This window comes from Spirosoma arcticum, assembly GCF_054779955.1.
On the sequence record NZ_BAAGXG010000001.1, the window covers coordinates 517,597 to 529,662 of the forward strand.

Consider the following 12,066-nt stretch of genomic DNA (forward strand, 5'->3'; position numbering starts at 1 on the left):
TTTATGACGCTGACCGTGGTAGTTGCCATTGCTCACAAAACACAAATCGGGATTGAGCCGGAAATATTTCCAACTCAATCCCGATTCCTTATCAGCACTGTTCTGCCTGCTTTACACCTGCACCGCCATCTCCTGGGGCTTGGTCGTATCGCCAGTCGGGCGACCTTCCGGCTGGGGTAATGGGCGTTTTTCGGAACTGGTCGGCTCACCTGGTTCAACGTCTTTCCGGCGGCTCAGGTACGTGTAAATAACGGGTACGACGTAAAGCGTCAGGATGAGCGAGAAGAGCAGCCCGCCCACAATAACGATACCGAGCGGTACGCGGCTCTTGGAAGCTGACCCCAGCGCGAGAGCAAGCGGCAGCGCACCAAACGCGGCCACGAGGGTTGTCATTAAAATAGGGCGCAAACGCAGCGCGGCTGATTCGGCAGCGGCTTCAAACTTGTTCTTGCCCGTCAGCCGCTGTTCGTTGGCAAATTCGACAATCAGGATCCCGTTTTTTGTCACCAATCCCACGAGCATGATGATGCCGATCTGGCTGAAAATGTTCAGCGTCTGGTTGAACATCCAGAGCGAGAATACCGCCCCGGCCAGGGCCAGTGGTACGGTAATCATGATGATGAACGGATCAATGAACGAGTCGAACTGCGCGGCCAGCACTAAATAAATCAAAATCAGTGCTAAGCCAAACGCAAACAGCGTATTCGACGAACTCTCGGCGTAGTCGCGGGAGGGACCGGAAAGCGCCGTCTGAAACGTCTCGTCGAAGGTGCGGGCGGCAATGGCCTGCATGGCCGCTACACCGTCGCCAACAGTTTTGCCGGGGGCGAGACTGGCCGATACCGTGGCCGATTTGAAGCGGTTGTAGTGGTACACCTGCGGGGGGCTGCTCACTTCCTGAAACTTCACCAAGTTATCCAACTGGATCAGTTGACCCTGACTTGAACGGACGTAGAAAGCGGCTAAGTCGACGGGTTCATCGCGGTCGCGCCGGTCCACCTGCCCAATCACCTGATACTGTTTGCCGTTCATCAGGAAGTAAGCTAATCGCCGGTTGCTCAGGGCTAACTGGAGCGTCTGGGCCACATCCTGCACCGAAATGCCGAGGTTAGTGGCTTTTTCGCGGTCGATGCTGATGTTCAGTTCGGGCTTGTTGAATTTCAGGTCGGTGTCGGGGTTGACGAAGGTCGGGTCTTTCTGCACTTCATCCAAGAAAACGGGTAGTCGCTCCCGCAGCTTCTCAAAATTCAGGTTCTGAACCACGAACTGAACCGGCTGTCCACCACCCCGGCCCACCTGAATAGTCTGGTCCTGGTTGGGAAACATGCGGGCTTCGTTGAAACGGCGGAGATTTTTGGTGAGGTAATCCACGATTTCCTGCTGCGAACGTTTCCGCTCAGAAGCATCCACCATATTAACCATCACAAACGACGAGTTTACCGAGCCTGAACCTGTAAATCCAGGCGCTACCACGCTGAAGGCCAGCTTATTTTCGGGAATAGAATCCATCACAAACTGCATAACCCGGTCGGTAACAGCCGCCTGCGATTCGTAGCTGGTGCCTTCGGGTGAGGTGATTGAGATGCGGCTCCGGCCGCGATCTTCGAGGGGAGCCAATTCCGATTTAAGCAGTGAGCCGACCCCAACAATCAGCAGCAGACAGGCCCCCACCATGCTTAATGCCAACCACCGGCGACGCATGAAACCCGTCAACGATGACCGGTAGGATTGGTCGAGCCAGTTGAAGAAGGGTTCCGTTTTTCGGTAGAACCACGACCGACCGTGATTGGTACTGGTCATTTTTACGCTCAGCACCGGGGTCAGCGTGAGCGATACAAAGGCCGAAATCAGGACGGCTCCGGCCACCACAATGCCAAATTCGCGGAACAGCCGACCCACAAAGCCTTCGAGGAAAATAATGGGCAGAAACACAATTGCCAGCGTGATGGAGGTGGAGACGACGGCGAAGAAAATCTCGTTGGAGCCTTCCTTAGCCGCCTGCTTCGTGTCCATGCCCTGCTCAATTTTCTTAAAGATGTTTTCCGTCACCACAATGCCGTCATCGACCACCAAGCCCGTAGCGAGCACAATGCCCAGCAGCGTGAGTACATTGATGCTGAAATCGGCCACGTACATGATGAAAAACGCGCCGATGAGCGATACCGGAATGTCGATCAGGGGCCGGAACGCAACTAACCAGTCGCGGAAGAAGAAGTAAATGACCAGCACCACCAGTATAAACGAGATAATCAGCGTTTCGCCGACCTCTTCGATGGCCCGCCGTATAAAGGTTGTGCGGTCAACGCCAATGTACACGATGATGTCGGCGGGTAAGTCTTTTGTGATCTGGCCGAACCGCTTATAAAACTCATCGGCAATGCTCACATAGTTAGCACCCGGTTGCGGGATCAGGGCCATTGATACACCCACCACGCCGTTTTGCTTCGAGATGGTTTCCTCGTTTTCGGCTCCGATGGTGGCATAACCCACATCTTTAAATCGGATAATCTGGTTGGCCGTCTGCTGGAGAATCAGGTTGTTGAAATCTTCTTCCGTCGTGAGCCGTCCCACCGCTTTCACCGTCAGTTCGGTGTTGTTGCCGTAGACTTTACCGCCCGGCAGTTCGACGTTCTGCGCCGTCAGGGCCGCCTGAATATCCTGGGCCGTCAGGCGGTAGGCCGTCAGTTTGATGGGGTCAATCCAGAGCCGCATGGCCTGGCGTTTCAAGCCGTAAATCTGAACCTGACTCACGCCCGGAATCGTCTGCAATCGCTCCTGAAGCACGTTTTCGGCGTAATCCGACAACTGCGTCGGATTGCGGGTCGTGCTTTGCACGTTCATGAAAATAATCGGCTCCGAATTAGCATCGGCTTTGGTCACGACCGGGGGCGAGTCGATGTCCTGCGGAAGTTGCCGCTGGGCCTGCGCTACCTTGTCGCGCACGTCGTTGGCAGCCTGCTCTAAGTTAGCATCGAGGTTAAACTCCACCGTAATGGTGCTGGCCCCGAGCGAACTGTTCGAGGAGATTGTCCGGATGCCTTCGATGCTGTTGAGCGACTTTTCGATGGGTTCGGTAATCTGCGACTCAATAATGTCGGGATTGGCACCGGTGTAGTTGGTCCGCACCGAAATCACTGGCGGGTCAATGGCCGGGTACTCACGAACGCCAAGGAACGTGAAACCAATAACACCGAATAGCACAATCACGATGGACATCACCATCGCAAAAACGGGTCGGTTGAGGCTTAATTCGGGAAGAGACATTTGTGTGTTGAGTTGTATAGTTGTTCAGTCAGTGAGTCGATCAGTTCATTAGTAGCTGACTGATCGACCCACTGACTCATTGACTCAATTTGAAGCTACTTTCACGCCACTGGCTGGCAGCGTTACGACCCGGCCAATCTTGACCGGCGAATCGGGCTTGAGAAACAGCAGGCCCGTTGTGGCTACCGTATCGCCTACTTGCACACCCGACAGAATCTGGATGGTGCCGGCCGTGCGAAGCCCGGTTTGAACGTCTTTAAATAACGCTTTGCCGTTTTTAATCAGCACCACCTGATTTGTGCGGGTCTGAGGAATGACGGCCTGCGTGGGAACGACCAAACTCTTTTCGTTCTGGATCGTGAGCGTTACCCGTGCGAACGTGCCGGGCCGGTACTGCAGCGTCGTATTGCTGACCCGCGCCCGGATGCGCAAATTGCGGGTTTGCTCTTCCACCCCCGGCTCAATGGCATACACAACGCCTTGGCTGGGTTTAGTAGCACCATCGACTAAAAACGAAATCAGGCTGCCATTTCGCACGGACTGACCGTACTTTTCGGGAATCGAGAAGTCGAGTTTAAGCGACGTGATCTGCTGTAGCCGGGCAATCAGCGTATTAGGCGACACGACCGCTCCTGAACTGACGTTGCGCAGACCAATAATTCCCGAAAAAGGTGCCCGGATTTCGGTTCGCTGCAAATTTGCCCGGACCAGTTCAATGTCGGCCAGCGACGACCGCAGATTCGTGGTCACAATGTCGTATTCCTGCTGGCTGATGCCGCCCCGGTCCAGAAGCTGCTTGTTCCGGTCTTCGGTGCGCCGGGCGTTGTCGGCCTGGGCCTGAAGTTTCTGAAGTTGCGCCCGCAAATCGGCGTCAAAGAGCTTAACCAGCAAGGCCCCTTTGGCAACCGGTCGACCTTCCTGAATGTTAAGCTGGGTGATGCGGGCCGAGATTTCAGGATAAATATCGACCTGCTCAGCCGCCAGCAGTGATCCACTGGAGACGATGTCTTCTTTCAGATTTTTCGATATAACCACAAAACCGTCAACGGCCGGTGCCGGGCCACCCGCCCGGCCAAGTCCACCTTTTCCGGCGTTGGCACCCCCACCCCCCGCGTTTCCTCCGCCACCGGGCGCACCGGGTCCACCGGCTCCGGGCGCGGGGTGTAATACCTTATTATACACAATTATCCCGCCGAGTACCATAACGACGAGGCCGATAGCAATCCATCTTTTCACAGGCTAATATTTTGCAGGGGAGAACTTGATTTTAACGTCTGAACGACGTTATTTGTTACAACCAGTAAAGCTATGACCGTTGACGATTATATCAACCAGCAAATGTCCGATCACCAGCGAATTTTGCGCTGGCTTCGGCAACTGATCCTGACATCGGATTCGGACATACGGGAGAGAATAAGTTGGAAGGTTCCTTTTTATACCTGCCACGCAACGCACCTGTGCTACCTGAACGTGGTGCGTTCTGAACCGATGGAGGTTGATCTGGCGTTTGTGCAGGGCAGCGGTCTGCCTGATGAAGCGGGTCTGCTGGAAAGCCGGGGCCGAAAAAAGATAAAGTCGCTTATAATCCGCAACGTGGGCAACCCGGAGGAGGACGTTGTACGAACGTACCTGCAGGAAGCGTTACTCCTCAACGACAACCGGTCCATCTAACGACGAATAGAGCAGGTGCCGCATGAAATTGAGGAGCTTGCGGTCGCTGGCGTGCTGATAACCCGGTTCCAGTCCAAAGTCGGTGAGCGAGGGTAGGTTCTGCATGAAAAACGTCTGGTAATGCGCCGTCTCAATCAGCGAACTCGCCCGCGACCGGGCGTAGGGGTAGTCGGGCCGGAGTTCGAGAATAATGTCGGCGATACGGGCGCACAGGTCCTTGTAGGGTTTAAACAACTGCTGGCGATTGTCTTCCGTAACGTGCCGGGTGAGGTACGCTTTGCTGGCTTCCCGAACCACAACGCGGTGCAGCGCCCGCAGGTCAATTCCGTCGGTCAGCGACTGGTCGGGGTCGTTGAGCAGCAACAGGTGCAGTAAACGCTCCAGTTTATCGTGCGGATCGGTGAGGTTGTTCGTTTGGAAAAGCAACTGAAAATCCAGCCATTGCCAGTACCACGCAATCAGATACACCAGCAGCCGGTGCTTATTCTCAAAATACCGGTAGATGCTGGCTTCTTTAGTACCCATCCGTTCGGCAAGTTTTTTGAACGTAGCATCCTCAAAACCAATTTCATCGAACAGCACGATGCCCTGCCGGACAATCCGTCGCCCCAAATCGGACCCTTCGGGGTCGCGTAGAAAAAGCCGCTCATTCATGCGGACGTGTACTGAATAGTCCATTTGTCTCACCTGCCTACCGTTAATCCCAAAATGTCGCTGCAAAGTAAACATACTTTCAGTGTTAGAAGTTATATTTGCAAATAAGATAGTAAAACTATCAAATATAATAGTAGACAAACTATGGCTTCGGTTGCTGTTGATGTGCCCCCTCCATCGCCGTTACGGCGGCTCATGCGCTTGCTGGGGAACGAGAAAAAAGACATTGGCTACATTTACCTGTACGCGATAGTGACGGGTCTGATCAGTTTGTCGCTGCCGCTGGGTATTCAGGCCGTATTTAATTTAGTATCGAGTGGGTTAGTATTCAGCTCGGTGTACGTGCTGATTGGATTGGTCATTGTCGGGGTGCTCATCACGGGTCTGCTGCTCATCGGGCAAACAACGCTGGTGGAGGTGCTTCAGCAACGTATTTTTGCCAAAGCGGCCTTCGAGTTTGCGTATCGGGTGCCCCGCATTCAACCCGACGCTTTCGGGAGTTATTACCCGCCCGAACTGATGAACCGCTTTTTCGACGTGCTGACGCTCCAGAAAGGGTTGCCCAAACTACTGATCGACCTGACGGCGGCTACGGTGCAGATTTTGTTCGGTATCATCCTGCTGTCGTTCTACCACCCGGTTTTTCTGGCTTTCGGTTTAGTTACCCTGCTGACCGTTGTGGCCGTGGTGCTCATCAGTGGCCCGGCTGGCCTGCGCACCAGCCTGAGTGAGTCGAAAGACAAATACCGGGTGGTGGCCTGGTTAGAGGATATTGCCCGTGATTTACCCAGTTTTCGGCATCGCGGGGATCAAATTGAGACCATCGACCACATGGACGGCTTGGTGGCGGGGTATCTGAAACACCGGCAACAGCACTTCGGCGTTCTGAAGCAGATTATGTACTACGGTGTTGCCTTCAAAATGGTGGTGACCGGTGGATTGCTCGTCATCGGAACGGTGCTGGTGGTGGGCCGCGACATGACGCTGGGGCAGTTTGTGGCGGCCGAGTTAGTGATCGTTCTCATTACCAGTTCGGTCGATAAACTGATGTCGGGCGTCGACACGGTATTCGATCTGCTCACCGCCGTTGAAAAAATTGGCACCGTTACGGATATGAAATTAATGATGAATGATGAATGATGAATGCGCTACAAGGCAAATCATTCATCATTCATCATTCATCATTCATCATTCATCATTCATCATTCATCATTCATGCTCAACTTATCGAATCAGCGGGTCGACGAAGCGCTGTTTGAACATTACCCACTCCGAACGTTACGGACCCTGAAACAGCCCAACAACGGGCAGAGACTGGGTCGGTGGGTACTGCTTTTACTCTTGCTTTCGGTTGGTATTCTGTTTTTGCCGTGGCAGCAGAACATCACCGGTGAGGGCGTTGTAACCGCCCTGACCCCGCAGGATCGTCCCCAGACGGTTCAGAATGCCATTCCGGGCCGCATTGAGCGTTGGAACGTGCGCGAGGGGCAACTGGTTAAAAAAGGCGATACGCTGCTGGTCATTTCCGACATTAAAGACGAGTATTTCGACCCGAACTTACAACAGCGGCTGGACGAACAGCTTATCGCCAAGCGGGGGAGCCTGACGGCCACCGACGCTAAGATAGCCGCCCTAAATGGGCAATTGTCGGCGCTTGAAACGGGACTGCGAATCAAGCTGCAATCGGCCCGCAACAAGGTGCGGCAGGGTGAATTTAAGGTGCGCAGCGACAGCGCCGATCTGGTGGCCGTGCAGCGGAACTATAAAATTGCCGTCGACCGGCTCGACCGCTTCGAGAAGGGCTACCGGAACGGGCTATTCTCGCTGACCGACCTCGAAACCCGTCGACTCAAGTTACAGGAGGACGTAGCGAAGGTGGTGGCTCAGGAAGCTAAACTGAACGGATCCCGGCAGGAACTTCTCAACGCCCGGCTCGACCTCGGCGCGATTCAGGCCGACTATCTGGACAAAGCGGCCAAAGCACGCTCCGACCGTAGCTCGGCCGCGTCGTACCGCGCCGACGCCGAGGGTGAAATTGCCAAGCTGCGCAATAAAATCAGCAGTGTAACCGTGCGACAGGGACTATACGTGGTGCGTGCTCCGCAGTCGGGCTACGTGGTGCGGTCGCTGAAAGCGGGTATCGGCGAAACCATCAAAGAAGGAGAATCCATCGTCACGCTGCAACCTGAGAACCCGCAGGTGGCGGTTGACTTAGCCGTTCGGGCGATGGACGTGCCGCTGATTCAGCGCGGCCGTACCGTTCGGATCGAGTTTGATGGCTGGCCGGCCGTGCAGTTTTCGGGCTGGCCATTAGTGGCCGTTGGTACGTTTGGGGGCGAAGTAGCCGTGATCGACGCCGTGAGCAGCACCAACGGCTCGTATCGGCTGCTGATAACGCCCAAACCCACCAAAGGAGACCAGCCTTGGCCAACGCAGCTTCGGGTGGGATCGCGGGCTTACGGCTGGGTAATGCTCGACGATGTACCAATCTGGTATGAACTCTGGCGGCAGGTGAACGGCTTCCCACCGAGCCTGCAGCAGGAGCCGAAGGACGAAAAAGGAGTGAAAAAATGAGGAGCGTAATTGTTGGTATTTTTCTATCGGTTTTTAGTCCGCTATGGTCTGTGCAGTCGGCGATCCGATCCTCACAGACCACGCCGACACAGATCACAACCACTTCAACCGACACGGTTACTTCACCCGATACCGCTGTGTTTTCGGCGTCATTGTTTTTTGAGTTGATTCGTCAAAATCACCCTATTGTGAAGCAGGCGGGGTTATTTGGTGAGGAAGCCCGGCAGGTGCTGGTGCAGGCGCGGGGCGCGTTCGACCCGAAATTAGCCTCGTATTATGACCGCAAAGAGTTTGGTCGCGACCTGTATTTCGACCATTGGCAGAGCAAACTGATGGTTCCCCTCTGGCCCGGTGGCGTCGATTTGAGCGTGTCGTATGACCGCAACAGCAACCAGGGCCGGTATATCAATCCCGAAGAACGCACCCCACCGTCGGGGCTGACGGGCGTGGGCCTGAGCGTGCCCATCGGGCAGGGGTTGCTCATCGACGCCCGGCGCAACGCCGTCCGGCAGGCGCGGTTGGCGGGGGATTTAGCCGGAGCCGACCGACTCAAACTCATAAACAAAACCTTGTTTGAGGCCGCCAAAACGTACTGGGAGTGGTTTTTTGCCCACCAGCAACGGCGGCTCCTGACGGAAGGCTACGAGCTGGCCGACCGGCGGTTTCGGGCCGTGCGCGAACGGGCGCTGCTTGGCGATGCCGCCGGTATCGACACCACCGAAGCGCTCATTACGATGCAGGACCGGCTCGTGCAACGGCAGCAGGCCGAGGTGACCGAGCAAAACGCCCGGCTGCTCGTCAGCACGTTCTTATGGAATGACGCTAACCAGCCGGTGGAACTACCCGCCACGGCTCAGCCGCAGCAACCTTCACTGACCCTCCCCGATGAGTCTCTGTTTCAAACGCTGCTCGATCAGGCCGCTCGTCAGCACCCCGAACTGTTGAAATTGGCCACTAAAACAGCGCAGTTGACGCTCGAAGAACGCTTCCGGCGGGCTATGATTCAACCCCAGATCATGCTCAACGCCAGCCTGCTCAGCGAGACGCCCAACCCCGACGTTCAGTATGACTGGAGCAGTTACTACGCCTTCCGGCCGCAAAACCACAAGATCAGCGTGGATATGGTGTTTCCGTTGTTCCTGCGAAAAGAGCGCGGGAAGCTGCGGGAAGTGCAGGTCAAAAGTCAGCGGGTGGTGCTGGAACGGCAGCAAACGGGCCGCGACATTGCCAACACCGTGCAGTCGGCTTACAATCAGCTTCGGGCACTGGAGCGGCAAGTGGCGGTTCAACAGCAGACAATCGAGAATCAGCAGCTATTGCTTCGGGCTGAACAGCAAAAATTTGAGTTGGGCGAGAGTTCGCTGTTCCTCATCAACGCACGCGAAACCAAGCTGATCGACTTACGGGTGAAAGGGGAGGAGTTGAAAACAAAATACCAGAAAGCCATGGCCGAACTCTATTTCGTGGCCGGGACAACGCAGTAAATATTACGTCCCCAGCACCATCAGCAACTCGCTGATCATCATGGCCGTAGCACCCCAAACCCGGTAATCCTGAATCTGGTAATACGGCGCATCAACGGTCATGCCGCGCACTTCCACCTGGCTGTCGCCCACAATGGTTTCGTCCAGCAGCGTGTTCAATTCTACCTCCACCACGGCTTCCACTTCGCGCGGGTCCGGGTAAAAATCCGGTCGGTAGGGGAGTACGCCCACCACCGGCTGCACGTAGAAATTACTCGGCGGAATAAATAACTCCGTCAGCAGCCCCAGCACCTTCACGTCCGACACCCGAATACCAACTTCTTCCTGCGTTTCGCGCAGGGCGGTGCGCGTTAGGTTCTCGTCGATGCGCTCCATGCGCCCGCCCGGAAACGCCATCTGCCCCGCGTGAACGCCATCGTACTGCGGGCGCAGAATGAGCGGCAGGTATATGGAGTGCTGATAGGGGTAAAAACAGATCAGCACCGCCGACCGGCGCGTCCGTTCGTTGGGCTTGATGCCGAGCCGGTAGCGCGACGCCGACGCCATTTTGCTATGGGCTCTTTCGCCCGGCAGGGGTTGCTGCAACCGTTGGCGCAGGTCTTCAGTAAAGGTGTGGAACGAGGTGTCGATCATGTTCTGGGTTCGTAGTTTGTGGTTTGTGCGGTTCCCCGCCAGGATTTGCGGCTAACCAACTACAAATCCCGGCGGGGAACCGCACAAACCACAAACTCAGTAACGTTTATACAACTTCACCAATTCTTCCGCGCAGCGTTCGCCGTCCATCGCGGCTGAGACAATTCCGCCCGCGTAGCCTGCGCCTTCGCCACACGGAAACAGCCGCCGGACGGCCACATGCTCACACGTGTCGCGGTTCCGGGGAATCCGCACCGGCGACGATGTTCGGCTTTCAATACCAATCAGTTGTCCGTCGTTGCTCAGGTAACCACGCATCTTTTTGCCAAAATCGCGCAGACCCTGCCGCAACGGCTGCGCAATGTGATCAGGCAGCACGTCGTACAGGTCCACCGATGCCAGACCCGGCTGGTAAGACGTCGGCAGTAGCGAATCAGACACGCGTCCGTCTACAAAATCGGCCACCCGCTGCGCTGGGGCTGTCTGAGACGGGTGCGCGTCGGTGCTGCCCCCCGCCCGGCAGGCCCAGCGTTCGAGGTCCTGCTGAAGGGCTAATCCCGCCAGTGGCCCTTCATCGGCGTACGGTTTCAGGTCATTGTCTGTAATGGAAACGACCAAACCTGAATTGGCGTATTTGGAGTCCCGGCGCGAGGGCGACATGCCGTTGACGACCAGTTCGCCGGGGGCTGTTGCCGCCGGAACAATGAACCCGCCCGGACACATACAAAATGAGAAAACGCCCCGCTCTACCCCGTTAAACCGCGTTTGAGTCACTAAACTATACGATGCAGCCGGTAAGTGGTCACCACGGCCGGACGCGGCCCCGGTTGGCAGGTGATACTGGAACTGGTCGATCAGCGACTGCTGGTGCTCCACCCGAACGCCCATTGCAAACGGCTTGGCTTCGATCAGCACGTTGCGGTTCCGAAGCAGATGGAAAATATCCCGCGCCGAGTGACCCGTCGCCAGAATAACGCCAATGCCGATCAGTTCCTCACCCGCGTTCGTAATCACTCCGCGCAGCTCACCCGGTTGGAATAGCTCGTTACCACTGGCGGTCCGACTGCTAAAGATCAGGTCGGTAACTTTGGTGTTAAACCTGACCTCGCCCCCCGCGTTCAGGATACTTTCGCGGAGATCGGCGACCACAGCGGGCAGTTTGTTGGTGCCAATGTGCGGGTGAGCATCGACCAAAATCTGTTCCGTCGCCCCGTGTGCGGCAAATATTTCGAGAATTCTCCGAACGTCGCCCCGTTTGGTTGAACGCGTGTAGAGCTTTCCGTCGGAGTACGTACCCGCCCCGCCCTCGCCAAAGCAATAGTTCGATTCGGGGTTAACGATGTGCTCTTTGTTGATAGCGGCCAAATCGCGACGCCGGCCGCGCACGTCGGAGCCTCGCTCCAGCACGATGGGCTTAATTCCCAGTTCAATCAGCCGAAGGGCCGCAAACATACCCGCCGGTCCGGCTCCAACCACAATAGCAATTGGTGCTCCGCTAACATCCTGTACTGGTTTTTGGTAGCGAATCAGGGCCGTGGGCGTTTCGCCAATGAATACCTCGGCCTCGACGTGAACGCGAATCTGCCGCCCCCGCGCGTCAACTGATTGGCGACGTTTGCGCACCACGGCGGGGCTGTCGTGGGGTAAGTGCAAGGAGCGTAATGCCTGTTCCCGAAAAGCCGCATCGTCGTAGGCCTGTTCGGGAGCAAGGGTTAACGTAAGTTGTTGAATCATGACAAAACGTGGCCCGGTATTTATCCGGGCAAAGGCAAAATCCACTGTGAAA

General features: G+C 56.0%; 9 protein-coding genes. 4 read left to right on the forward strand and 5 right to left on the reverse strand.

Annotated features, from left to right (window positions below; all coding sequences use genetic code 11):
* Nucleotides 1–111: 111 nt before the first annotated feature.
* Together ACYVHB_RS02415 and ACYVHB_RS02420 are read right to left on the reverse strand one after the other, a co-directional pair.
* Nucleotides 112–3,264, reverse strand: a complete 3,153-nt coding sequence (locus ACYVHB_RS02415; protein WP_461049271.1) for an efflux RND transporter permease subunit — start codon at nt 3,262–3,264, stop codon at nt 112–114.
* Between the two features lie 84 nt (nt 3,265–3,348).
* The gene (locus tag ACYVHB_RS02420; RefSeq protein ID WP_461049273.1) at nt 3,349–4,500 is read right to left on the reverse strand and encodes an efflux RND transporter periplasmic adaptor subunit; all 1,152 of its coding nucleotides are present in this window, start codon (nt 4,498–4,500) and stop codon (nt 3,349–3,351) included.
* A 72-nt stretch (nt 4,501–4,572) separates the two neighbouring features.
* Between ACYVHB_RS02420 and ACYVHB_RS02425 the strand changes: the two genes are divergently transcribed.
* The gene (locus tag ACYVHB_RS02425; protein WP_461049275.1) at nt 4,573–4,935 is read left to right on the forward strand and encodes a DUF1801 domain-containing protein; all 363 of its coding nucleotides are present in this window, start codon (nt 4,573–4,575) and stop codon (nt 4,933–4,935) included.
* On the opposite strand, the gene ACYVHB_RS02430 is transcribed toward ACYVHB_RS02425, so the two are convergent.
* On the reverse strand, nt 4,906–5,613 hold the full coding sequence (locus tag ACYVHB_RS02430; RefSeq protein ID WP_461049277.1) for a TetR/AcrR family transcriptional regulator: 708 nt from the start codon (nt 5,611–5,613) through the stop codon (nt 4,906–4,908). The two genes, ACYVHB_RS02425 and ACYVHB_RS02430, sit on opposite strands and share 30 nt — an antisense overlap.
* Nucleotides 5,614–5,733: 120 nt before the next feature.
* On the opposite strand from ACYVHB_RS02430, the gene ACYVHB_RS02435 reads away from it, so the two are divergent.
* The 3 genes from ACYVHB_RS02435 (at nt 5,734) to ACYVHB_RS02445 (ending at nt 9,647) form a co-directional block, all read left to right on the forward strand.
* On the forward strand, nt 5,734–6,729 hold the full coding sequence (locus ACYVHB_RS02435; protein ID WP_461049279.1) for an ATP-binding cassette domain-containing protein: 996 nt from the start codon (nt 5,734–5,736) through the stop codon (nt 6,727–6,729).
* A 75-nt stretch (nt 6,730–6,804) separates the two neighbouring features.
* The gene (locus tag ACYVHB_RS02440; protein WP_461049281.1) at nt 6,805–8,163 is read left to right on the forward strand and encodes an HlyD family secretion protein; all 1,359 of its coding nucleotides are present in this window, start codon (nt 6,805–6,807) and stop codon (nt 8,161–8,163) included.
* On the forward strand, nt 8,160–9,647 hold the full coding sequence (locus tag ACYVHB_RS02445; RefSeq protein WP_461049282.1) for a TolC family protein: 1,488 nt from the start codon (nt 8,160–8,162) through the stop codon (nt 9,645–9,647). The genes ACYVHB_RS02440 and ACYVHB_RS02445 overlap by 4 nt, the downstream gene beginning before the upstream one ends.
* 3 nt (nt 9,648–9,650) lie before the next feature.
* Here the strand turns inward: ACYVHB_RS02445 and ACYVHB_RS02450 are convergent, their stop codons facing one another.
* Together ACYVHB_RS02450 and ACYVHB_RS02455 are read right to left on the reverse strand one after the other, a co-directional pair.
* Nucleotides 9,651–10,280 (reverse strand): NUDIX hydrolase, encoded by a 630-nt coding sequence (locus tag ACYVHB_RS02450; RefSeq protein ID WP_461049284.1) that lies wholly within the window; start codon nt 10,278–10,280, stop codon nt 9,651–9,653.
* A 96-nt stretch (nt 10,281–10,376) separates the two neighbouring features.
* Complete coding sequence (locus ACYVHB_RS02455; RefSeq protein WP_461049285.1) at nt 10,377–12,014, reverse strand: NAD(P)/FAD-dependent oxidoreductase; 1,638 nt, start codon at nt 12,012–12,014, stop codon at nt 10,377–10,379.
* Between the last annotated feature and the right edge of the window lie 52 nt (nt 12,015–12,066).